The organism is Cystobacter fuscus DSM 2262 (assembly GCF_000335475.2).
GTDB classification, from domain to species: domain Bacteria; phylum Myxococcota; class Myxococcia; order Myxococcales; family Myxococcaceae; genus Cystobacter; species Cystobacter fuscus.
In genome coordinates this window covers 232,006-255,068 of the sequence record NZ_ANAH02000008.1, presented here as the reverse complement: position 1 = coordinate 255,068, position 23,063 = coordinate 232,006, and the positions used below count along the sequence as shown (strand labels likewise).

Genomic DNA, 23,063 nt, shown 5'->3' with positions numbered 1-23,063 from the left:
TGTTCCTCCAGGTCACAGGGCTCGCATTGTGGGCGTGGGATGACGCAGAAGGTTGCTTCTCTGGAAGGGGTGAAGGGGCGAAGCCCCGCGTCGCTCAGGAACCGTTTGAGCGGTACCTTGCATACCCTGTGCTCGCCTGGGGGCGAGGCGTCGCACAGGTGAAACCACGTGCCTTCCTCCACGGAGAACGTGGCATGGGCTTTGTCCCTGATGACCTTCAGCGCCGCGGCGCCACCGAGGGCGAGCCGGAAGCGAGGTTGTACCTGGGAGGTTGGTTCGAGAAACGCGATCATCCGCTCCCCGAGCCCGATGGACGAGCGTTGCCCTTTGGGGGGCTCGGCGTCGAAGGTGATGACGTCGGGCAGTTCACCCCGCGCGACATGCTCCACCTGGAGGGTGAGGAATTGACGCTCGCCGCGGAAGTCCATGCTCTCGACCTGGCCGAGCACAACGACGGTGGCTTGGCGGAGAGCCTCCTCCAGGTCCCCCCGTGGGGGCTCGGCGCCCACCAATGGGAACACGAGTGCCACGACCACGAACTGGACGAGTGGGGAGCGAAGGCTCATGGGGTCTCGATGATAGAGGAGGCGCCAGTCAGCAGCGACCTACCGAGCAATCGCCCGCTGCCTATGGCTCGGGAACGCCCCACCTTTACCTTCCCACCCTGAGAGGGAAGGCCATGACGAAGATGAAACTGCTGCTGACGGGTCTGCTCACGGGCGCGGTGGCGCTCGGCACGGGCTGCGCGACCACGGCCACTCGGGATACCTCTCCCCCGACGCCCGCCACGACTCCAGGTATCGGCGGCGCGGGGTTGGATCCGAACCCGGACCACAACATCCCCAACGCGCCCAATGGCATCGACGGAGATCCGCTCAGCAACCCGGGCACCCCGGCCGCTCCCACCAACGCGCCCAATCCGGACGGCGCGGTCGACTCCGGTGAGAGCCTGCCTCAACGCTAGGCGTCCCCTCGCCCTCCTCTCGAGAGGGCGAGGGATCACTCCCGCTCAGGAGCGCAGGGCCGCCAGGTCCTCACGCCTGGGCAGCGCGGCGTAGGAGCCCGGCCGGGTGACGGTGAACGAACCGCACCGGCTCGCGAACTCCAGCGCCTGCCGCACGAGCGCCGTATCGGAAGCCCAGGCCGCCAGGGTCTTCCGGTTGAGCCGCGCATCCACCACCGTCGAGAGAAACCCGCCGATGAAGGCATCCCCGGCCGCCGTGGTGTCGACGACCTGGACCTTGGGCGGCGTCACCTGGAGGCGCGTGCGCGCCGTCACCGCCGTCACCGGCTCGCCTCCATCGGTGATGATGACCAGCGCGGCCCCGGCGGCCAGACGGGCCTGGAGCCAGCGCTCCTCGGGCTCGTCCCCCCGCAGCAACTCCAGCTCCTCGCGTGCCAGTTTGATCAGCTGCGCCCGGTCGAGCAGCGCGGTGACCCGGGCGGTGTCCACGCGGTGCTCCGGCCACAGGTTGGCGCGGATGTTGGCGTCCACGCTGATCAGCGCTCCCGCCTTCGCGGCCTCATCCGCCACCGCGAAGGTCGTGGCGGTGATGGCCTCTTCCGTCAGCGTGTTCGAGCACAGGTGCAGGATGGACGAGGCGTCGAACAGGTTCGCGGGCAGGTGCTCGGGCCGGTACAGCAGGTCCGCCGAGGGAGGTCGGTAGAAGTCGAAGCGGCGGTCCCCCGAGGCATCCCGGGACACGAAGGCCAGGGCCGTCTTGGCCGCGCGGGTGCGCTCGACGTGGCGCACGTCCACGCCGTGCGAGGCCAGCTCCGCGAGGATGAAGTCGCCGAACTGATCCTGGCCCAGCATGCCGACGAAGAGGCTCGGCACGCCCAGCCGCGCGCAGGCCACGGCCACGTTGGCGGGGGCTCCTCCGGCGTACGGCGTGAAGGTCTCCTTCTCGGTGGAGGCGCCCAGGCGGCTGGACAGCATGTCCACCAGGGCTTCTCCGAAGGCGATGAGGCGCGTCATGGGTGGCTCCCTCCTCTACGCCGCGGGCGGGGTCTTGCTCGCGGGATCGAGCGACTGGAGCGTCGCCACGATGCCCTGGGCGTCGATCTGCGCGCGCAGCTTCAGGTACAGCTCGACGAATCCCTGGTGCGCCGGAATCTGCGTGCCCACGACCTCCTTGAGCCCGATGAGCGTCATCGGCGAGTCGCTCGCCATCACCTTCTCGAGCAAGGGGCGCGCGTTGGGCTCGTTGATGGGATAGGCCTCGCCCTTCTCGTCCTTGCCCTCGAGGTAGCGATCATAGGCGGCGAGGAAGAAGGCGATGCGGTGGTAGGGCCGCCCGTTCTCGAGGATCGCGTGCACGGTGGGCAGCAGGAAGCCGGAGATCTTCGAGCCGCCATCCATGCACAGGCGCGCGAGCTGATCTCCCACGGCCCGGTTGCCGAAGCGGCGCAGGAGCGTGTCCTTGTAGGACTCGATGTCGAGCCCGGGCAGCGACTTGAGCCACACGCCCGCGTCGTGATCCAGGAAGCCGCGCAGGTAGCTGAAGAAGAGCTTGTCGTGCAGGGCGTCGTCCACCTTGCGCAGGCCCGACAGGTAGGCCGGGTAGGAGAGCATCGTGTGGGACGCGTTGAGCAGGCGGATCTTCGCCTCCTCGTACGGGGACACGTCCTTCGTGAACATCACGCCCACTTCGTGCCAGTCGGGGCGGCCGTCGCGGAAGTCATCCTCCAGCACCCACTGGATGAAGTCCTCGCAGATGACGGGCGCGGCGTCGTCCACCTGGGTCAGCTCGCGCAGCTTCTGTTTGGCGGCGGCGTCCGTGGCCGGGGTGATGCGGTCCACCATGCCGTTGGGGAAGCCCACCTCGCGCTCGATCCACTCCGCGAGCTCCGGCGACCTCGCCCGGGCGAAGGCCGCCACGGCACGCCGGGCCTGGGCGCCGTTGTGGCGCAGGTTGTCGCAGGACATGACGGTGAAGGGCTTCACGCCCGCCTTGCGCCGACGCTCCAGCGCTCCGACGATGTAGCCGAACGCGCCCTGGGGTGCTTCCGGGTGCGCCAGGTCATGCGCCACCGTGGGGTGCTCCAGGTTGAAGCGGCCGTGCTCGTCGATGAGGTAGCCGCCCTCGGTGATGGTCAGCGAGACGATGCGGATGTCCGGGTGGCTCAGCTTCGCCAGCACCGCCTCGGGGCTGTCCGGGGCGTAGAGGTACTCGACCATGCACTCCACGACGCGCGAGACGTGCGAGCCGTCCGGCGCCATCTCGCTCACGGTGTACAGCCCGTTCTGCTTCTTCATCGCCGCGGCCATGGCGGCGTCCTGGGGCAGCAGGTTGATGCCGCAGATGCCCCAGCCCTCCTGGCCGGGCCGCGCCAGCGCGCGGTCGGTGTAGATGGCCTGGTGCGCGCGGTGGAACCCGCCCACGCCGATGTGGGCGATGCCGGCGCGCACCTTCGTGCGGTCATGGCCGGGGCGGACGATGGAGGCGGGCAGGGAGGAGAGATGAGCCTGATCGAGGGTATGCATGGTCGAGGGGGTGCTTCAGCGGAAGGTGGGATGGTGGATGGCGACGCCGTTGGCGTCGAAGACGTGGACGCGCTCGGGGTTGAGCTGGGCCGAGACGTCCGTGCCCTCGATGGCGCCCACGTCGCCCTCGCAGCGCACCGTGAGCCGGCCGCCGGAGGGCAGGGCGAGGTACGCATAGGCGTCGCTGCCCAGCCGCTCGATCATCTGCACGCGCCCCTGCAACTGGCCGCGTCCGGGCTCGGCGAGTGACATCTGCTCGGGCCGCACGCCCACCGTGACCCGGGTGCCCGCGGCGAGCGCCGGCAGGCCCGTGGGCACGGGAATCTCGCCCCCGTTCACCAGCTTGAGCACGCCGCCCTCGAGCGTGGCGTCCAGGAAGACCATCTGCGGCATGCCGAGGAAGCTGGCGACGAACTTGTTCACCGGGCGGCGATAGAGCTCCTGCGGCGGGCCGCTCTGCTCGATGTGGCCGCCGTTGAAGATGACGACCTTGTTGGCGAGCGTCATCGCCTCCACCTGATCGTGGGTGACGTAGATCATCGTCGCCTTGAGATCCTGGTGCAGCCGGGCGAGCTCCAGGCGCATCTGCATGCGCAGCGCCGCGTCCAGGTTGGACAGGGGCTCGTCGAACAGGAAGATGCGCGGCTCGCGCACGATGGCGCGGCCGATGGCCACGCGCTGGCGCTGTCCACCCGAGAGCGCCGCCGGCTTGCGATCCAACAGCGGCTCGAGCTCCAGGATGCGCGCGGCGCGCGTCACCTTCTCGTTGATGACCTTCTTGTCCACCTTGGCCAGGTCCAGGGCGAAGGACATGTTCTGGCGGATGCTCATGTGGGGGTAGAGCGCGTAGGACTGGAACACCATCGCGAGGTTGCGCTTGGCGGAGGGCGCCTCGGTGATGTCCTGCCCGTCGAGGAGAATCTGTCCCGAGGTGACGGACTCCAGGCCGGCGATGAGGCGCAGGAGCGTGGACTTGCCGCAGCCGGAGGGGCCCAGGAAGACGCAGAAGTCGCGGTCCTCGACGCGCAGGTCCACGCCCTTGATGACGCGGGTGTCACCGAAGGACTTGGTGAGGGATTTGATTTCGAGTTGTGCCATGGACGTATTCCGTTACTTGACGGCGCCGAAGGTCAGGCCGCGGACGAGTTGTTTCTGCGAGCCCCAGCCGAGCAACACGATGGGAGCGCACGCGAGCGTGGAGATGGCGGACAGCTTGGCCCAGAACAGGCCCTGCGGACTGGAGAACGAGGCCACCAGGGCGCTGAGCGGCGAGGCCTGGGTGGTGGTGAGGTTGATGGACCAGAAGGCCTCGTTCCAGTTGAGGATGAGCGACAGGAGCGCCGTGGACGCCAGGCCCCCGCGGCTCACCGGCAGCAGCACGCGGAACATCTCCTGGAAGAGCGTGGCGCCGTCCATGCGCGCCGCCTCGAGGATGTCCCGGGGCACGTCGCGGAAGTAGGTGTAGATCATCCACACCATGATGGGCAGGTTGACGAGCGCGAAGATGATGACGAGCACCAGGCGCGTGTCGAGCAGGCCCAGGTCGCGCGCCATCAGGTAGATGGGCACGAGCACGCCCACCGCGGGCAGCATCTTGGTGGACAGCATCCACGTCAGGATGCCCTGGGTGCGCCTGGTGGGGTGGAAGGCGAAGGAGTACGCCGCGGGCACCGCCAGCAGCATGCCCACGAGGGTGGCGCCACCGCTGGTGACGAGCGAGTTCCAGGCGAAGTGCAGGTAGTCGTTGGCCTCCATGATCTCCCGGTAGTTCTCCAGCGTGGGCTTGAAGAAGAACTCGGGGGGCATGGAGAAGGCGCCCAGCTCCGTCTTGAAGCTGGTGATGACCATCCAGAAGATGGGGAAGAAGATGATCAGGGCGATGAGCCAGGAGCAGATGGCGCGCACCGTGTCGGCGATCTGTCGGCGTTGTTTCAGGGCGGGCATGGTGGGGGAGTCCTAGGCCTGGGTGAGGGATTTGCCGAACACGCGCAAGAGCGCGGCGGCGACCAGATTGGCGAGCACCACGGCCACGAGGCCGCCCGCGGACGCCGTGCCCACGTCGAACTCGAGCAGGGCCTGGGTGAAGACGAGGTAGGGCACGTTGGTGGTCGCATCCCCCGGTCCGCCGGAGGTGGTGGTGAAGATCTCGGCGAAGATGTTGAGCAGGAAGATGGCCTCCACCATGACGACCACGGCGATGGGCCGCGCCAGGTGGGGCAGGGTGAGGTAGCGGAAGATGGACACCGGCGTCGCGCCGTCCATCTGCGCCGCTTCCTTCTGCTCCTGATCCATCGACTGCAAGGACGTCACGAAGATGAGGATGGCGAAGGGCAGCCACTCCCACGAGACGATGATGATGATGGACAACAGGGGCCAGTCGGAGAACCAGTTGATGGGGGTGAGGCCCACCAACTGGAACAGCCACGCGAACAGCCCCGACACCGGGTTCATCAGCAGGTTCTTCCAGATGAGCGCGCTCACCGTGGGCATGATGAAGAAGGGCGAGATGAGCAGCATGCGCACCACGCCCTGACCCGGGAACTTCGCGTCCACCAGCACGCTGATGAGCACGCCCAGCACCACCGTGATGACCAGCACGCTGCCCACCAGCTTGAGCGTGATGAGCAGGCTGTTCAGGAAGCTCGACGAGGAAAGGAAGTAGGAGAAGTTCTCCAGGCCCGCGAAACCCCGGTTCTCGGGGTCGAGCAGGAGGTAGTTCTGCGTCGAGAAATACACCGTGAAGGCCAGCGGGACGATCATCCAGATGAACAGCAGGAGGATCGCGGGTGACGCCGTGAGGCGTCCGGCACGTCGGGATTCACGAGCGGCTTCGCTCATCGAGGTACTCCAAGGGGGTCAGCGGTGGGGGTGGGGGCGGCGCGGCGCGCGTGTGACTACTTGATGTAGCCCGCGCGCTTGATCGTGCGCTGCACGGACTCGTTCAGTTTCTTCAGCTCCGCGTCGACCTTGGAGCTGCCCGCGAGGGCGCCGGAGATGCTCTTGCCCACCTGCGTCCCGATGGCCTGGAACTCGGGGATGGTGGCGAACTGGACGCCGGTGTACGGCACGGGCTTGAGCGTGGGCGAGTCGGGGTTGGCCGTCTGGATGGCCTCCTGGGTGACGCGCGCGAAGGGCGTGGCCTTCATGTACTCGGCGTTGGCGTAGGTGGACAGTCGCGTGCCCGGCGGCATCGCGGAGATGCCATAGCGCTTGGCCACGAGGTTGGCGTACTCCTTGGACGTGGCCCACTGGATGAAGTCGAACGCGGCCTGCTGCTGCTTGGAGCTCTTGGGGACCGCCAGCGCCCACGTCCACAGCCAGGAGCTGCCCTTGGGGGTCACCTGGCGCGGCGCCTTGACGAAGCCCACCTTGTCCGGCACCTGGCTCTGCGTCTTGTCGGTGACGAAGGCCCCCGCCACGCTCGCGTCCACCCACATGGCGCACTTGCCCGCGTTGAACAGCGTGAGGTTCTCGTTGAACCCGTTGCTGCTCGGTCCCGGCGGGCCGAACTTGCTCAGCAGGTCCACGTAGAAGTTCACCGCCTGGCTCCACTCGGGCGAGTCGAGCTGGGGCTGCCACTTCTCGTCGAACCAGCGGCCGCCGTAGGCGTTCACGATGGTGGTGACGAGCGCCATGTTCTCGCCCCAGCCCGCCTTGCCGCGCAGACAGATGCCGTACACGTTCTTGGAGGGATCGTGCAGCTTCTCCGCGAAGCCGCGGATCTCCGTCCAGGTGGGCTCCTCGGGCATCTTCAGGCCCTTGGCCGCGAACAAGTCCGTGCGGTAGTAGGTGATGGAGCCCTCGGAGTAGAAGGGCAGCGCGCGCAGCTTGCCGTCCACGCTCAACTGCTTGCGCACGTTGGGCATGAGGTCGTCCACGTCATACGTGGGCGAGAACTTCTCCAGCGGCGTGAGCCAGTCCTTGCGCCCCCACATGGGCGCCTCGTACGCCCCGATGGTGATGACGTCGAACTGTCCGCCCCCGGTGGTGATGTCCGTGGTGAGCCGCTGGCGCAGCGTGTTCTCCTCGAGCACCACCCAGCGCAGCTCCACGTCGGGATGCTGCTCCGTATAGGTCTTCGACAGTGCCTGCATGCGGACCATGTCACCGTTGTTGACGGTGCCAATCGTCAGCGTGGTGGCGGCCAGGGCAGTGCCAGAACCCAGCAACACTCCGAGCCCCGCGAAAGCGGTGCGGGCAGCGAATGATATTTTCATGTGGCGACTCCGGGAACAGGCGCCACGACACACGCGGAGCGCATGTCGGGGCGGTCGGGGGAACTGTGAGGCGAGGTGTCGGACTTCGACACCCTCAGTCCATCAAATCCTCGCAGCCTGATCCAAGAGGATTCACCTCGAGCTCGCTTCTCTCAGGTGACGAGAGTTCAGCGGATGAGCGTTCAGCCCCGATCGCGGCGCACCTGCGCCTTGCGGCCGCGCAGCGTGGTCTGACGCAACGCGGCGACGACTTGATCCGCGAGGGATTCGGGGACCTCGACGAGCGAGTAGTTGTCACCAATCTGGATGGCGCCGATGCGCTTGCCTTCCACGCCCGCCTCGCCCGCGATGGCGCCCACGAGATCCGAGGGCCGCACGCCGGCCTGTCGGCCCACGCCGATGAACAGCCGCGCCATGTCGAAGGATGCGTCGGGCGGCGCGCGGCGCTTGGCGCTGCGGGGCGCGTCCGGCCGGGAGCCAGGCTCGGGGCGCTCGCCGGAGCGGGGGCCTCGGGGCGCGCGCGGGCCCTTGTCCGACGGCGGGGCCATCAGGGGGATCTCCTCCTCCTCTTCGCTCTGGCCATCCACCTGCGCGTCGTGGAGCAGCTTCACCGCGGCGGCCGCCACGTCCACCAGGTCGAACTCGGAGGCGAGGCTCTCCACGACGGAGCGGTAGGAGTCGAGTTCGCCCGCGACGAGCGCCTCGCGCAGGGAGGCGCGCACGAGCTCCAGCCGGCGCGCGCGCAGGTCGGCCACGGTGGGCACGGTGGCCAGCTCTATCTTCTGGCCGGTGAGCTTCTCGATGTTGCGCAGCAGGCGGTGCTCGCGGGGCTCGGCGAGGGTGATGGCCACGCCCTCGCGTCCGGCGCGGCCCGTGCGGCCGATGCGGTGCACGTACGCCTCGGGGGCGTTGGGCACGTCGTAGTTGACGACGTGGGACAGCTTCTCGATGTCCAGTCCGCGCGCGGCCACGTCCGTGGCGATGAGCAGCTCCACCGCGTGGCTCTTGAACTGCTTGAGCACGCGGTCGCGCTGGGTCTGGTCCATGCCGCCGTGGAGCGCCTGGGCGCGCCAGCCCCGGCCGTTGAGCGACACGGTGAGCTCATCCACCTCGGTGCGCGTGCGGCAGAAGACGATGGCGGCGGTGGGCGCCTCCACGTCCAGCACGCGCCCGAGCGTGGCGGCCTTGAAGGGGCGCGGGACGATGTAGGCCACCTGGCGCACGCGGGGCCCGGTGCCGGCGGGCAGCTTCTCCTTGGCGATCTTCACGTGCACGGGCGCGTGCAGGTGCCGCTCGGCGATGGAGGCGATGCGCGGGGGCAGGGTGGCGGAGAAGAGCGCCGTCTGCCGCTCCTGGGGGGTGGCCTCGAGGATGGCTTCCAGGTCCTCGGCGAAGCCCATGTCGAGCATCTCGTCGGCCTCGTCGAGCACCACGGTGCGCAGCGAGTCGAGCAGGAGCGACTGGCGCTTGAGGTGATCCAACGCGCGACCGGGCGTGGCGACGACCACGTCCACGCCGCGCTTGAGCACGCGCAGCTGCTGGCCGATGGGCTGGCCGCCGTAGAGCGGCAGCACGCTCACGCCCATCTTCTGGCCATAGCGGTGGATGGCCTCGGCCACCTGCATGGCCAGCTCGCGCGTGGGCACGAGCACGAGCGCGGAGGTGGAGAAGGGCGCGCGCTGGCCCGGGGTGAGCCGCTGCAAGAGCGGCAGGGAGAAGGCGGCGGTCTTTCCCGTTCCCGTGGCGGCGATGCCCAGCAGATCCTTGCCGGCGATCAACGGGGGCAGGGCGGCGCGCTGGATGGGCGTGGGCTCCTCGTAGCCGAGTGCGCTGAGCGCCTCCACGAGTGGGGCATCCAGGCCCAGTTGTTCGAAAGTGGGGATGGTATCGGAAGGGGTGTTCACGTTGCGGCTGCTTGTAGCACCGCCTCCGGCTCAGGTCTCTCGGCTCGGAGAGCAGGACGCGGAGGACTGGTTCAAGGTGAGAATGAACCGGGCGCCGCCCTCGGGGCGGTTTTCCGCGGTGAGCGTTCCGCCCACCCGGAGCACGTACTCCCGGCAAAGGGCGAGCCCCAGGCCCGCACCCTTCGTGGAACACGGGGGGGTGAAGAAGGGGTCGAAGAGCCGGGGCAGCATGTCCTGGGGTATCCCCGGCCCGTTGTCCTCCACCACCACCTGGACGTCGTGGGCGGTCCGCCAGGCCTTCAAGAGGATGCGGGCGGGGCGCTCGGGATCGGTCTCCTCCAGCGCCCGTGCCGCGTGGAGCAGCAGGTTGAGCAGCACCTGCATCAGGTAGCGTTGCCCCAGCCGGACGTTGGGCAGCACCTCGGGAACGTCCAACACCACCTCGCTGTGCGAGTGCAGCCGCGACAGGGCCAGCCGCCGGGCCTCCTCCATGGCCGCGCGGGGAGAGCCCTCCTGCTCGGGGGTGCCCATGGGGTGCGAGTACTGCCTCAAGTCCGTGATGATCCGCTGGATGCGCAGCACGCCCTGGTGCGTCTCGTCCAGCAGCTCGTGCAGCTCCGCCACGTCGGCGGGCCTGTCCGTGCTCGTCAGCGCGCGCTGCAGGTAGTGCAGGTTGGACTTCACGAAGGCCAGGGGGTTGTTCACCTCGTGCGCCACGCCGGCCGCGAGCTGCCCCACCATCATCAGCCGCTCCATGTCCGCGCGTTCGTTCTCGGCGTGGCGCCGCAACCGTTCGCTCTCGGCCAGTCGCTCCAGGGCCTGGAGCCGCTCCTCCTGCGCCAGTTGCTCCGCCCGGCGCAGCTTCCGGTAGCTCCTCCCCGCGTAGAACCCGATGCCGCCGATGCCTCCATAGGCGAGCATCTGGGGCAGGAAGGTGCGCGGTGGGAGGCCCTCGAGGAGGTTGATCACCAGGAGCGCCCCCAACATCGCCACGAGCGACACCAGCGTCGGCAGCCAGAGGTCCGGCGTGAACATCGACACCAGGAGCGGCACGGACACGAGCGTCACGAGGTAGGGGCTCTCGACCCCTCCGGTCAGCAGGGTGAGCTGGGTCAGGGACACCAGGCACGCCAGCCCGGACATGGGTCCGGGCGTCCCCGGCGTCATGTGCCCCGAGCGCACCCCCACGCCCAGCAGGACGAAGCTGGCGACCCAGGAGAGATGGACGAGCACCATCTGCCTCACCTCCGCCGAGCCGAAGCCGCGGAGCGCGCACTGGGCCAGTGAGGTCACGAGGATGATCGCGGCGGAGACGAAGAAGACCCGGCTTTTGACCCGGCGGGCGGCGAGCGTGGTCTTCATGGGGGATTCACGGGGGGAGTCCAGGTTGCCATGGGCAGGCTTCATACGGAGCAGGCCGGTGGGGGCGCCCGGAGAAAACATCTGTTTTCGGACATTGGCGCAAACTCCGCTTGCCGGCCGCGAAGTGCCGCTCGAAGGGGGGCGCGTGGACTCGGCCCTCATGAACCCTCTCGTCCTGCTCGGATGTGGTGACACGTTGACGCGGCTGGCGCTCGTGGAGGCGCCGCGCGGGCGCCCCGTGCGGGCGGTGACGCGCGACCCCGGCCGCCGGGAGCGCCTGGCGCGCGCGGGCGTCGCGCTCGTGTCCCTGGAGGAGGCCGTGGCCTCGGCGGCGGGGGCCGAGGTGGTCATCTCCATTCCTCCCGACGCGGGCCTCGACGCGTCCCTGGCCGAGGCGCTCACGCGGGCGCGCCCCTCGCGCCTCGTCTATCTCTCCTCCACGGGCGTCTACGGGAGCGCGCGGGGACACGTGGACGAGGACACCCCGGTGCAGCCCGAGGCGCCCAACGCCCGGGGACGGCTCGACGCGGAGGCCGGCTACCGGCCGCTCGGGGGCATCGCCCTGCGCATCGCGGGCATCTATGGTCCCGGCCGGGGCATGCACGAGCGCGTGCTCGCCGGGACGGCCCGCATCCCCGAGAGTGGGGGAGGCCGCATCTCGCGGGTGCACGTGGACGACCTGGTGGAGGCCCTGCGCGTGGTGTTGGAGCGGGGCACTCCCGGTGCGACGTATTGCGTGGCGGATGACCGGCCCGCCACCCAGGCGGAAACCCTGGGCTGGCTGTGCGCGCGGCTGGGCGTGCCTCCACCCCCCACGGTGCCCTTGGCCTCGCTGCACCCCTCGCTCCGAGGAGATCGGGCCATCTCCAATGCCCGCCTCAAGGCCCTCGGCTGGCGGCCACGCTACCCGGACTTCGTCGCGGGCTTCTCGGTGCTGCTGGCGGACCGCGCCGGCTGAAGTCCATCGACTTCTTTGCGCGTTCAGCCGTTCAGCCGTTCAGCACAGAAGGTGGGCTTTCCGCTGGGTGAAGGTCAGATCCAGGATGACGGGGTCTGGTTTCACCGAAACGTTACGACGCGTATGGACCGGGTTCTCTTCCGGGGCTCGATGCTGTCAGGCTACGGGTTTCGTTTGTTTCAGACCGTTGCCGGCTGCGCGGGCGGGGGAACGCGAAGCCGGCGGGAAGGGGCCATATGTCCACTTTGCTAGCGGCGTTCAACGAGGGTGTCAGTCATTCGATCGCCGGCCGCCACGAGGCCGCTCTCCAGGTATTCAATCGGGTATTGGCCCAGGATCCCCACCATGTGCTGGCGCTCAGCGCCAAGGGCTCCGTGCTCACCAGCCTGGGCCGGCCGCGCGAGGCGCTCAAATGCTTCGAGCGCGCCATCGATCTGGATCCCGAGACGGCCGAGCACTACCGCAACGCGGCGCTCTGCCAGCTCGAGCTGGACGAGCCCGAAGCGGCCCGGTCCCTGCTGGAGCAGGCCCAGCTGCTCAACCCCGAGGAGGGGTGGCGCGCGGGGACGGCGGTGGAAATCACCCAGCTGGGCGAGGCGCTGCTGAAGGAGTCGGGCAAGCAGCGCACCCGGGGAATCGGTCTGACGGGCAAGGCGCGCTACCGGCACGCGCGCCATGTGCTGGAAGTGGCGCTGGAGCTGAACCCGGGCGGGACGGACGCGGCGCGCGCGCTGGCCGAGGTCTGGGCGCACCTCGGAGACACCGAGAAGCGTGACCACTACAACCAGCTCGCGGTCCGGTTGATGCGCCCCGTCGCGAGCTGAGGGCTCGCCCCCCGTCCAACGCTCCGGGACGGGGGTCCCCGGCGGAGAAAAAAATCGGGGAGAAAATCAGCGGTATGCCGCCCGGGCGGCTCCCGCGTCCTCTCATGTGGATACCGAGTCGCGAGGTCCCACCGTGAAGGACACAGCCATCATCCAGGAGACGCCGGGAGGAGAGAGGGGACTCGCCCTCGACTTCGACGCGCTCGTCCTGGGTGAACAGGCCGCGCTCCTGAGGCTGGCCCGCCGGCTCGTCTGGGAAGGCGAGGAGGCGAGGGACCTGGTGCAGTCCGCCCTGGCCGACGCCTACGAGAAACGTCACACCTTGAGGGATCCCCGGGCGGGCCCGGCCTGGCTGCGGCGCATCCTCGTCTCGCGCGCGATGGGCCTCCTGCGCCGGCGGCGGGTCTGGCACGTGCTGCGCGAGGCGTTGGACCTGGGTCCCTCCGCCCCGCCTTCCCCCGAGGAGTCCTTCACGGGCGCCGAGCGATGGCACGCGTTCGGCCGGGCCTTGCGCACGCTGCCGGCCCAGCAGGCCACGGCCTTCTCCCTGCGCTACCTCGAGGGGCTCGACCTCGATGCCATCGCCGACGCCATGAACATCACCCGCGGCACGGTCCGCATCCACCTCTACCGGGCGCTCCAGAAGCTCAAGGCCGCGGACGCGCTGCGAGGAGACACCCCATGAGCTGCCAGGACTTCGCCGCGGCCCTCGTGGACGAGCAACTGCCCCGGCCTCCGGGGTTCCAGGCCCACCTGGAGCACTGCGAGGACTGCCGCGCGCTCGCCCGCTTCCATTCCTCCGCGAGGCGGCTGCGGCTTGCCGAGCCGCCCCTTCCTCCCGCCTTCGCGCCCGAGGCCATCCACGGGGAGGTGCGCCGCCGCCAGTACCGCCGCCGGTGGGTGGCCGGCGCGGGTTCCACTTGCGCCGTGGCGCTCCTGGCCTTCGCCCTCTCGGTGCGAGACGAGGCTCCGGAGCACGTGCCGCCGCCAGGCGCGCCGCTCGAGGGCGTCCTGGGCGTCGAGCCCATCGCGAGCACCGGGGAAGGCCCCCCGGGGGCCCAGGGGGACTTCGAGCTGGAGTCCCTGGTGCGAGAGGTGGACGGCTACACGCGCACCCGTCCGGCCGTCGAGGACAGGACGTACGCCGCCTTCGGCCTGCTCGCCACCTGGGTGCGTCCGCCGGACTCCACGGCGCTCGACGCCGAGCCCTTCCGGACGGCCCTCCGGGTCATCCATCCGTCGCGGTCGCAGTGAAACGCAGTCTGTCTCAACAGTCTGTCTCAAGGAGAGTGGAACCATGATGAAGAACCTGTGGTGTGTCCTCGGAATCCTCGGCGCCGTGCCCGCCTTCGCGCAGGACAAGCAGACGGTGGTGACGGTCAACGCGGAGAAGGGCTCCGGGAGCGAGCGCTCCGTGCACATCGTTCGCACCCGGGGCGGTCCCCTGGGGCCGGCGTCCTCGGGGATTCCCCCGGAGCTGGTGGAGAAGCTGGAGCTGCCCAAGGCCACGGTGCGCAAGGTCCAGGATCTCATCTTCGACTCCAACCAGGAAATCATCTCCCTGGAGGCGGAGCACAAGCGCACGCAACTGGCGCTGGAGCGGGAGCTGCGTCAGGACGCCCCCAATGAGTCCACCGTGAAGGATCTGGTGGAGAAGGTGGGCCGCGCCGAGACGGCCGTGCGGCAGAATCGGGTGGCGTTGATGGTGACCATCAAGAAGATCCTCGGCCCCGACACCTGGCGGAAGCTGGAGGCGGAGATGAACACCCATTCCTTCCCGATGCCCCCGGTGCCGCCGTTTCCCCCGGCGTTTCCGGCCGCCCCCGCGCCCCGGGCGCCCCCGGCCGCCCCCGCGCCGAACCCGGGCCCGTGAGCCCGGGGGACGGGCGTTGCGCCCCGGAGCGGTGACGAGCCCACATTCCGCGAGACCGGCCCTTTTCGTCCGCTGGCGCCAGTGGACATAGTGCTGGTCCATGGACAACGACCCGAAGGGTGCCTCGCTCGACGCGGATGCGGCTCAGTTGCAGCGCCTGGGCTATGCGCAGCAACTCCTCCGGGAGATGGGCGGTTTCTCCAACTTCGCCGTCTCCTTCTCCATCATCTCCATCCTCACCGGAGCCGTGACGCTCTACGGCCATGGTTTGCGCTTTGGCGGGCCCTTCGTCATGACGGTGGGCTGGCCCCTGGTGGCGGTGATGACGCTGATGGTGGCGGCGAGCCTCGCCCAGCTCGCCTCCTCGTTCCCCACGGCGGGAGCGCTCTACCACTGGTCCGCCATGCTGGGCGGGCCCCGGGTGGGCTTCTTCACGGCGTGGCTGAACACCATCGGCCAGTTCGCCATCACCGCGGGCATCGACTACGGCCTCGCGGAGTTCGTCGCGGACATGCTCGGCTGGCCCCGCGAGCGCGGCTACGTGCTGCCGCTCTACGCGGCCATCCTCGCCTCCCACGCGGTGCTCAACCACGTGGGCGTGCGCGCGGTGGCGCTGCTCAACAACCTGTCGGCCTGGTACCACGTGGCCGGGGTGGCGCTGCTCATCGGCGCGCTGGTGGCCTTCGCGCCCCGGCGCGACCTGGGCTTCCTCTTCACGCGCTTCACCGCCGAGGATCACGTCTACTCCTACGGCTTCCTCATCGGCCTGTTGCAGGCGCAGTGGACGTTCACCGGCTACGACGCGAGCGCCCACGTGTCCGAGGAGACGAAGGATCCGACGCGCAACGCCCCCTGGGGCATCTTCCTGTCCGTGGCGGTGAGCGCGGTGGTGGGCTACGTGCTGCTGGTGGGGGTGACGCTGGCCATCCGGGACTTGCCGGTCGCGGCCGACGCGCCCAACCCCTTCCTGTACGTGCTGCGCGATTCGCTCGGGCCCGCGCTCGGCGGGGCGCTGGTGTGGGTCGCCATCGGGGCCATGTGGTTCTGCGGGCTGTCCTCGGTGACGTCCAACTCGCGCATGCTCTTCGCCTTCGCGCGCGACGGGGGGCTGCCGGCCTCGCCGCTGCTGGCGCGTGTGTCGCCGCGCTTCCGCAGCCCGCATGTGGCCGTCTGGGTGTCCGTGGTGGCGGCCTTCGTGGTGGCCATCTGGAGCGGGGCCTACGCGGCCATGGTGGCGCTCAGCACGCTGGCGCTCTACGCCTCGTATGCCGTGCCCATCTGGGTGGGCTGGCGGGCCCGGCGCAATGGCACCTGGTCCCACCGGGGCCCGTGGGACCTGGGGCGCTTCTCGTCCCTCATCAACGGGGTGGCGCTCGCCTGGTGCGCGGCCATCATGGTGCTCTTCGTCCTGCCGCCCAACGAGCTGGCGGGCTACACGTTCGCCGGCTGTCTGGCCCTGCTCGTCCTCTACTGGATGGCCTTCCAGCGCCATACCTTCGTGGGACCCAAGGTGACGCTGATTCACCCGGCGTCCTCCCCGGCACCGGTGGCTCCGGCCCAACCTGGGACGTGAGACCGGCCGCGTCTGGTGCTAGCTAGGTAGAGGGGAATCCTCCCCGCCCATGTCTGGAGCCGTCCCCATGAGCAAGCGGCAGCAGTCCGAATCCTCCGAGCTGGTGGCCGCCGCGGCGGCCATCGAGGAGGAGCTGCGCAAGTTCGAGTCCCTCGCCCAGGAGGTCCGCACCGGGCCCCTGCGCGCGCAGAAGCACCTGGAGAAGATGGGCCACCTGCTCAACTCCGTGGCGGACTGCGACGAGCGGCTGGTGGCGCACATGCGCTCGCTGCTGGGCGTGCTCAATGGCTGGAGGGATCGCCAGCAGGCCCTGGCCTCCGAGGTGAACAGCCGCGCGCAGGAACTGCAGGAGCGCACGCGGGTGTACCAGTCGCTCATGGAGCGCTTCGCCGGCCTGGGCCAGGAAGCCGGCTCGCTCAGCGCGACCATGCAGGGGCTGGCGGGCAGGACGCAGGGCGAGCCGGTGAAGCCCGAGGAGCTCATCAGCTCGTTGCAGGGAGTGAACGAGCGCATGGCGCGGGTGGCCGAGAACGCCCAGGCGCTGGCCAACGACGCGCGGGATCAGGACTTCGTGGACATCTCCCGCGACGCCGAGTCGCTGCGCCAGCAGCTCCTGGCGGCGCTCAACCGGGCCAACCTCCTGCAACAGAAGCTGCACCCGGCCAACGCCTGAGCCCTCAGGGTGCCTTGGGCGGCTTTCTCGGCAGCTTCGTGCCGCCCAGCTCCAGCACGTCCTGGAAGTGCTCGGCGGTGACGGGGGCCACGCTCAGCCGGCTCCGGGTGATGAGCGGAAAGTCCCCGAGCGCCGGGGTGGCCTTGACGGTGGCCAGCGTCACCGGCTTCTGGAGCGCGACGAAAGGGCCCATCTGCACCGAGGCCCAGTCCTCCCCGGGCGCCGTGGGATCCTCGGTGGGGGAGGTGAGCACCCGGGCCACGCCCACCACGGCCTTGTCCTCGTTGGAGTGATAGTAGAGACACAAATCCCCGGGCTTCATCGCCCGGAGGTTGTTGCGGGCCTCGAAGTTGCGCACTCCCGACCACTCCGTCCGCCCCTCGCGCTCCAGTTGGGCGTAGGGGTAGACGGATGGCTCACTCTTGATCAGCCAGTACTGGGGTTTCGCCATGACGGCCCATGCTAGATAGCCCGCCCATGGCCATCCAGGGATACGACGCATTCGACGCAACGGACCTCGCCGGACTGGTCCGCACGAAGCAGGTCCACCCCGCCGAGCTGGTGGAGGAGGTCATCACCCGAATCGAATCCATCAACCCACGCCTCAACGCCGTGGTCCACACGATGTACGAGCAGGCGCGCAAGGCCGCCGCGGGTCCTCTGCCGGAGGGGCCCTTCGCCGGCGTGCCCTTCCTCGTGAAGGACCTGGATGGGTATGTGAAGGGCGAGCCCTTCACGGCGGGCTGCCGCGCGCTGGTGGGCTTCGTGCCGGACCACGACGCGGAGCTCATCGCGCGCTACCGCCGCGCCGGGCTCAACTTCGTGGCCAAGACGAGCACCCCCGAGCTGGGCATCCTCGGCGTCACCGAGTCGGCGCTGCGGGGACCGACGCGCAACCCCTGGAATCCGGAGCACACGCCCGGGGGCTCCAGCGGGGGCTCGGCGGTGTGCGTGGCGGCGCGCGTGGTGCCCATGGCCCATGGCGGTGACGGCGGCGGCTCCATCCGCATTCCCGCGTCGGCCTGTGGCCTCTTCGGGCTGAAGCTGACGCGGGCGCGCAACCCCGTGGGTCCGGACTCCGGCGAGGGGTGGAACGGCTTCGTGCAGCAACACGTGCTCACGCGCAGCGTGCGCGACAGCGCCGCGATGCTCGACGTCACCCATGGCTCGGAGCCGGGCGCGCCCTATGTGGCGCCTCCGGTGGCCCGGCCCTTCCTCGAGGAGGTGGGCGCGCCTCCGGGCCGGTTGCGCATCGCCTTCTCCACCGGCTCGCTCCTGGGCCGCGACGTCCACCCGGACTGCGTGGCCGCCGTGCGGGACGCGGCGAAGCTGTGCGAGGAGCTGGGGCACGAGCTGGTCGAGGACGCGCCCGTGTTCCCCCGGGACGAGCTGGTGCGCTCCTACTTCGTCGTCGTCTCGGCCAGCGTGGCCTACTTCCTCAAGGTCATCGGCGAGTACCGGGGCCGGCCGCTGGAGCCGGGGGACGTGGAGCCCGCCACCTGGGCGCTCGGGCAGCTCGGCAACATCCTCACCGCGGCCGAGTTCCAGGCGTCCCGGGAAGCCATCCACGCGGCGGGCCGCATCACCGCGGCCTTCCACTCACGCTACGATCTCTTCCTGGACGCGACGCTCGCCTATCCGCCCTCGCGCGTGGGCGAGCTCGCGCTCAAGCCCCTGGAGCTCGCCGCGCTCACGGCCCTGCGCAAGCTGCCGCTCAAGCCGCTCTTCACGAAGCTCATCGACGAGCTGGGGGCCAACGCCCTGGAGCGCACGCCCAACACCCAGCTCTTCAACATGACGGGACAGCCCGCCATGTCGGTGCCGCTCTACTGGAACGCCGCCGGGCTGCCCATCGGCGTGCAGTTCGCCGCCCGCTTCGGCGACGAGGCCACGCTCATCCGCCTGGCCTCTCAGCTCGAGCAGGCCCGGCCCTGGAAGGATCGCCAGCCGCTCGTGAAGTCACGCGCCTGAGGGCCGGGCGCGGCCGATGAAGAGGGTGTGAAGGGGTCCGCCCGCCTTGCCTCGCGCGGGCGTCTCCACCACCTCGGTGTCGAAGCCCATCCGCTCGAGCCGCCGGGCGAAGGCGCGATCCGGCGAGGCCGACCACACCACCACCACGCCGCGCGGCTTGAGCGCGCGCCGCAGCCGGGTCAGTCCGCGCTCGCCGTAGAGCCAACGGTTGTCCTCCTGGGTGAGCGCCTCGGGGCCGTTGTCCACGTCCAGGAGCACCGCGTCGTAGTGGCCCTCGGCCTCGCGCAAGAGCGCGCCCACGTCCCGCGTCTCCACCTTCACCCGGGGATCCTCCAGCGGTCGTCCGGCCAGCGGCGCGAGCACGCCCTGGTTCCACGCGACGACCGCGGGCACGAGCTCCGCCACCACCACCTCGGCCGTGGAGGACAGCCGATCCAGCGTGGCGCGCACCGTGTAGCCCAGGCCCAGCCCACCCACGAGCACCCGTACGCGCGCGCCCGTGAGTCCCGCGCAGGCCACCTCCGCCATCCGCTCCTCGGAGCCATGCTGGCGGCTGGACATGAGCTCGCGCCCGTTCACGCGGATGGCGAATTCCTCGCCGCGCTGGTGCAGCACCAGCTCCCCGCCATCCGGTGCGCTCGCCCGGTCAATCACCTTCCACGGCTTCATCGTCCCCGTCCCTGTCCCTCCCGCCCCGCGGGGCCGGAAGGGACTCGTTCTCGGGGCGGGGTGTTAGCGGCTGGCCGCCGCCTCGTCCAGGCCCACCTCGGCCATGAGCGAGGCCAGCTCCGCCTTGAGCTTGTCCTTGGCGCGGATCTCCAGCTGGCGCGCGCGCTCGCGCGAGAAGCCGAAGTGCTCGCCCAGCTCGCTCAGCGTCATCTCCGAGTCGCCCATCACCCGGTGCTCGATGATGAAGCGCTCGCGCGGATCCAGCCGGGTGAGCGCCTGGCGGATGCGGGCGCGCGTCAGATCGGCCTCCTGGCGATCGGCCACCTCGTCCACCTGGGAGGCGCTCTCGGACTCCACGAAGTCCATGTGCGTGGCGTCGCCTTCCTCGCCCACCGGCGCGTCCAGCGACAAGTCCCGCCCGCCCATGCGCTGCTCCATCTCGCGCACCTCGGTGGCCTTCACGTTGAGCTTGCGGGCGATCTCCTCCGCGTCGACGATGTTGCCCTCGCCGGGGCCCATCTTCTCCAGCTCGCGGCGCGTGCGCGCCAGCGAGAAGAACAGCCGGCGCTGGGCCTGCGTGGTGCCCAGCTTCACCAGGCTCCAGTTCTTGAGGATGTAGTTCTGGATGTAGGCGCGGATCCACCACACCGCGTAGGAGATGAGGCGGATGCCCTTGTCCGCGTCGAACTTCTGCACCGCCTTCATCAGGCCGATGTTCGCCTCCTGGATGAGGTCGGACATCTTGATGCCGTAGGAGCGGTACTCGTAGGAGACCTTCACCACGAAGCGCAGGTTGCTCGTCACCAGCTTGTGGCCCGCGGCCATGTCGCCCTGCTTGAAGCGCCGCGCGAGCGCCTGCTCCTCCTGCACGGACAGCAGCGGGTACTGGTTGATGTCCGCCAGGTAGGTGGAGAGGGTGTCGGCGGAAGAGAGGGAGGAGGAAGCTTGCATGGTGTCTCTCGGGGGTGGAAGACGTTGCGCTTCACGTCGGTGCGTCGTGCCACTTCCCTTTAGCAACGCGGGTGCCAATGGTCGGGCGGATGGCATTTCGCAAGGACTTCGGGCACTTGCATCCAGGGCCCGCCATGCTTAAGCCTCGGAAACCGTCATTCTTACAGGCGGGGGTTTGCAGTTTTTAGGGTGGTCGGGAACAAACCGTGTCGGTGGACGGACTCCGGCATGCCTCGCCGCCCGCGGGGGCGTTCCGGTGGTCTTCAAACCATCTTCCCGCGTGACGAGTTCACTGTCCGTCAATGGACGCTCCCTCGAGACGAGGAAACGAAAGCGTGGGGTGCTGGACGGAAGCCCCCCGGAAGCCGCCGAGGGACGACTGCTCGATGCGCGGGGTTGTGGGTATTGATTGTGGCATGAGCAACGGAAGCGAACCGGGGACCGGGAGCGACTCCGGGTCCGGGGGAGGTCTCGCGCCCCAGTCGACCCTGATCCCAGCCGATTTCCCCTACCGCGACCTCTTCCACTCCCTCGTCGAGGAGCTGCCCGACGCGATCTTCATCAAGGATCTGCAGGGGCGCTACCTCTTCATCAATGAGGCGGGCGCGCGCTACCTGGGCAAGCCGGTGGAAGAGATCCTCGGCCGCAAGGACGCCGATCTGATGTCGCGGGAGGAGGCGCAGAACACCCTCGAGTTCGATCGCCAGACCCTGCTGGCGGGACGCAGCCTTCACGCGGAGATGCACGAGGTGATGGCGGGCATTTCGCGCGAATGGCTCTCCACCAAGGGCGTCATCCGCCGGGAGGATGGCCAGGTGGTGGGGCTGTTCGGCATCGCGCGCGACCTGTCGCACGACCGGCGCAACGAGGAGGCCCGGCGCCGCAGCGAGGCGCTCTTCCGCGCCGCGGCCAGCAGCAGCTTCGACGCGTTCTTCCTCCTGCGGGCCGAGCCGGAGCAGCTGCGGCTGCTGCGGCTCAATGCCCACGCCGAGCGGCTGCTGGGCGGGGCGGCGGCGGACCTGGAGGGCCAGCTGCTCTCGGACGTGCCCCACGTGGCCTTCATCGCGCCGCGCGCGCTCTGTGACGAGGTGTGGCGCACGGGCGTGCCGCACGATGACGAGGTGGAGCAGGCGCTGCCCGGCCGGGGGCGCCGCTGGTTCCGCCGTCAGTTGAGCGCCGTGGGGGACTGCATGGCCGTCACGGTGCGCGACATCACCGAGCAGCGCGAGAACCAGATGCGCCTGCGGCTCAACGAGCGCATGGCCTCCATCGGGATGCTCGCCGCGGGCGTGGCGCACGAAATCAACAACCCGCTGGCCTTCGTCTCCAGCAACCTGAGCTTCATTGGGGGCGAGCTGCGCCGGATGGACCTGTCCCGGGACGACGCGCGCGAGCTGATGGACGCCCTCCACGAGGCGCGCGAGGGCGCCGAGCGCATGCGGCTCATCGTCCAGAGCCTGCGGGCGCTGTCCCGGGGCGATCCGGTGAACACCCACCCCTTGGATTTGCACGAGGTGTTGGAGAACTCGGTCCATCTGGCCTGGAGCCGGCTGCGCAGCCGGGGGCGGCTGGTGCGCGACTACGGCGAGCTGCCCCAGGTGCTGGGCAACTCCGTGCAGCTCGCGCAGGTCTTCACCAACCTGCTCATCAACGCCGCCCAGGCCCTGCCCAAGCAGGGAGGGGAGATCCGCCTGGTGACGCACATGCACGGCAGCTCCCAGGTGGTGGTGGAGGTGCGGGACAACGGCTGTGGCATCGCCCAGGAGAACCTCGAGCGCGTCTTCGAGCCGTTCTTCACCACCAAGCCGGTGGGCGAGGGCACGGGACTGGGCCTGTCCATCAGCCATGACATCATCCGCGGCCTCGGGGGCTCGATGTCCGTGGACAGCGTGGTGGGGCAGGGCAGCATCTTCCGGGTCTTCCTTCCCGTGGTGGACACGGGGCCCCTGGAGAAGCCTCCCCACGTGGCCTCGCTCCAACAGTTCGCGTAAGGGGCGGAAGTTTGTGTGCTATGCGCCCGCTCGGGCCGGGCGCGCCTCCACGTCGCGCGGAGGCGGTGGGGCCCGGTGAGACGGAAAGGGAAAGGCACGGATTCATGGCGTCACTGACCGAGACACTGACCAACGACACCAAGAAGGCGGCGGTCATCAACGACTGCTGCACGCTCATCGATGCCGAGGTCGCCGACAAGGGTGGCATCTCGGGGATGGCCATCAAGGCGGGCTACGCGGCCGTGAAGGGCATCAAGCCCGGGTTCATCAAGCATGCCGTCGAGGATCTGCTGCCCGAGTTCTCCAAGGCGTTGGATCCGCTCTACCAGGAGGCCAAGACGGGCGGGAAGCCGGTCGCGGCGCACTTCACGTCGAACGCCTCGCGCGTGGCCGCGGCGCTGCTGACCATCACCGACACGAAGGTCAGCCACTCGAAGAGCGGCCTCATCAAGGGCACCTACGAGAAGCTGCGCGGCACGGCGGTGAAGAACGTCGAGTCCGCGGTGCCCCGCCTGGGCGCCCTCATCGCCAAGCACGCGGGCTGAGCCCGGCCGGAATCCTGGCTTGGGACTGGACGGCGCGGGGGTGGGTGGGAGTATTCCTCCTTCGG

General features: G+C 69.4%; 23 protein-coding genes. 12 read left to right on the top strand and 11 right to left on the bottom strand.

Features of this window, described 5'->3' with window-relative positions:
- The first annotated feature begins 194 nt into the window (after positions 1-194).
- Together D187_RS55160 and D187_RS15915 are read left to right on the top strand one after the other, a co-directional pair.
- The gene (locus D187_RS55160) at positions 195-668 is read left to right on the top strand and encodes a hypothetical protein (protein ID WP_020918065.1); all 474 of its coding nucleotides are present in this window, start codon (positions 195-197) and stop codon (positions 666-668) included.
- 11 nt (positions 669-679) lie between these two features.
- Positions 680-964 (top strand): hypothetical protein, encoded by a 285-nt coding sequence (locus tag D187_RS15915; RefSeq protein ID WP_002632621.1) that lies wholly within the window; start codon positions 680-682, stop codon positions 962-964.
- 45 nt (positions 965-1,009) lie between these two features.
- Here the strand turns inward: D187_RS15915 and D187_RS15910 are convergent, their stop codons facing one another.
- The 8 genes from D187_RS15910 to D187_RS15875 form a co-directional block, all read right to left on the bottom strand.
- A complete protein-coding gene (locus D187_RS15910; RefSeq protein ID WP_002632622.1) occupies positions 1,010-1,978 on the bottom strand; it encodes a carbohydrate kinase family protein in 969 nt (322 codons plus the stop codon).
- Positions 1,979-1,993: 15 nt separating this feature from the next.
- Positions 1,994-3,487: a mannitol dehydrogenase family protein gene (locus D187_RS15905; protein WP_002632623.1), complete on the bottom strand. Its 1,494-nt coding sequence runs from the start codon at positions 3,485-3,487 to the stop codon at positions 1,994-1,996.
- Between the two features lie 15 nt (positions 3,488-3,502).
- Complete coding sequence (locus D187_RS15900; RefSeq protein WP_002632624.1) at positions 3,503-4,585, bottom strand: ABC transporter ATP-binding protein; 1,083 nt, start codon at positions 4,583-4,585, stop codon at positions 3,503-3,505.
- 12 nt (positions 4,586-4,597) lie between these two features.
- Positions 4,598-5,431, bottom strand: coding sequence for a carbohydrate ABC transporter permease (locus D187_RS15895; protein WP_002632625.1), 834 nt, complete (start codon positions 5,429-5,431; stop codon positions 4,598-4,600).
- A 12-nt stretch (positions 5,432-5,443) separates the two neighbouring features.
- Entirely contained in the window at positions 5,444-6,325 is an 882-nt protein-coding gene (locus D187_RS15890) for a carbohydrate ABC transporter permease (RefSeq protein WP_002632626.1), read from the bottom strand.
- 56 nt (positions 6,326-6,381) lie between these two features.
- Entirely contained in the window at positions 6,382-7,704 is a 1,323-nt protein-coding gene (locus tag D187_RS15885; protein ID WP_002632627.1) for an ABC transporter substrate-binding protein, read from the bottom strand.
- 182 nt (positions 7,705-7,886) lie between these two features.
- A complete protein-coding gene (locus tag D187_RS15880; RefSeq protein WP_043430013.1) occupies positions 7,887-9,608 on the bottom strand; it encodes a DEAD/DEAH box helicase in 1,722 nt (573 codons plus the stop codon).
- 30 nt (positions 9,609-9,638) lie between these two features.
- Positions 9,639-10,970, bottom strand: coding sequence for a sensor histidine kinase (locus D187_RS15875; RefSeq protein ID WP_002632629.1), 1,332 nt, complete (start codon positions 10,968-10,970; stop codon positions 9,639-9,641).
- 160 nt (positions 10,971-11,130) lie between these two features.
- Here D187_RS15875 and D187_RS15870 point away from each other — a divergent pair, with 160 nt between their 5' ends.
- The 7 genes from D187_RS15870 (at position 11,131) to D187_RS15840 (ending at position 16,871) form a co-directional block, all read left to right on the top strand.
- On the top strand, positions 11,131-11,928 hold the full coding sequence (locus D187_RS15870) for an NAD-dependent epimerase/dehydratase family protein (protein WP_043430108.1): 798 nt from the start codon (positions 11,131-11,133) through the stop codon (positions 11,926-11,928).
- A gap of 236 nt (positions 11,929-12,164) precedes the next feature.
- Positions 12,165-12,752 (top strand): tetratricopeptide repeat protein, encoded by a 588-nt coding sequence (locus D187_RS15865; protein WP_043430011.1) that lies wholly within the window; start codon positions 12,165-12,167, stop codon positions 12,750-12,752.
- A gap of 133 nt (positions 12,753-12,885) precedes the next feature.
- Entirely contained in the window at positions 12,886-13,437 is a 552-nt protein-coding gene (locus tag D187_RS15860; protein WP_002632632.1) for an RNA polymerase sigma factor, read from the top strand.
- A complete protein-coding gene (locus D187_RS15855) occupies positions 13,434-14,006 on the top strand; it encodes a hypothetical protein (protein WP_002632633.1) in 573 nt (190 codons plus the stop codon). Before D187_RS15860 ends, D187_RS15855 begins: the two co-directional genes overlap by 4 nt.
- 43 nt (positions 14,007-14,049) lie before the next feature.
- The gene (locus D187_RS57070; RefSeq protein ID WP_002632634.1) at positions 14,050-14,625 is read left to right on the top strand and encodes a periplasmic heavy metal sensor; all 576 of its coding nucleotides are present in this window, start codon (positions 14,050-14,052) and stop codon (positions 14,623-14,625) included.
- Between the two features lie 100 nt (positions 14,626-14,725).
- Entirely contained in the window at positions 14,726-16,198 is a 1,473-nt protein-coding gene (locus tag D187_RS15845) for an amino acid permease (RefSeq protein WP_002632635.1), read from the top strand.
- A gap of 67 nt (positions 16,199-16,265) precedes the next feature.
- Positions 16,266-16,871, top strand: a complete 606-nt coding sequence (locus D187_RS15840; RefSeq protein ID WP_002632636.1) for a hypothetical protein — start codon at positions 16,266-16,268, stop codon at positions 16,869-16,871.
- Between the two features lie 4 nt (positions 16,872-16,875).
- On the opposite strand, the gene D187_RS15835 is transcribed toward D187_RS15840, so the two are convergent.
- A complete protein-coding gene (locus tag D187_RS15835) occupies positions 16,876-17,322 on the bottom strand; it encodes an EVE domain-containing protein (RefSeq protein WP_002632637.1) in 447 nt (148 codons plus the stop codon).
- Between the two features lie 26 nt (positions 17,323-17,348).
- Here D187_RS15835 and D187_RS15830 point away from each other — a divergent pair, with 26 nt between their 5' ends.
- On the top strand, positions 17,349-18,842 hold the full coding sequence (locus tag D187_RS15830; protein ID WP_002632638.1) for an amidase: 1,494 nt from the start codon (positions 17,349-17,351) through the stop codon (positions 18,840-18,842).
- Here D187_RS15830 and D187_RS15825 read toward each other — a convergent pair.
- Both D187_RS15825 and D187_RS15820 read right to left on the bottom strand, forming a co-directional pair.
- Positions 18,831-19,511 carry a spermine/spermidine synthase domain-containing protein gene (locus D187_RS15825; protein ID WP_002632639.1) on the bottom strand — a complete coding sequence of 227 codons (681 nt, stop codon included), beginning with the start codon at positions 19,509-19,511 and terminating at the stop codon, positions 18,831-18,833. The two genes, D187_RS15830 and D187_RS15825, sit on opposite strands and share 12 nt — an antisense overlap.
- Before the next feature lie 63 nt (positions 19,512-19,574).
- Positions 19,575-20,462, bottom strand: a complete 888-nt coding sequence (locus D187_RS15820; RefSeq protein WP_020918064.1) for an RNA polymerase factor sigma-32 — start codon at positions 20,460-20,462, stop codon at positions 19,575-19,577.
- 416 nt (positions 20,463-20,878) lie between these two features.
- On the opposite strand from D187_RS15820, the gene D187_RS15815 reads away from it, so the two are divergent.
- Both D187_RS15815 and D187_RS15810 read left to right on the top strand, forming a co-directional pair.
- A complete protein-coding gene (locus tag D187_RS15815; RefSeq protein ID WP_155893374.1) occupies positions 20,879-22,453 on the top strand; it encodes an ATP-binding protein in 1,575 nt (524 codons plus the stop codon).
- A gap of 104 nt (positions 22,454-22,557) precedes the next feature.
- On the top strand, positions 22,558-22,998 hold the full coding sequence (locus D187_RS15810; RefSeq protein ID WP_002626375.1) for a DUF6918 family protein: 441 nt from the start codon (positions 22,558-22,560) through the stop codon (positions 22,996-22,998).
- The last annotated feature ends 65 nt before the right edge of the window (positions 22,999-23,063 follow it).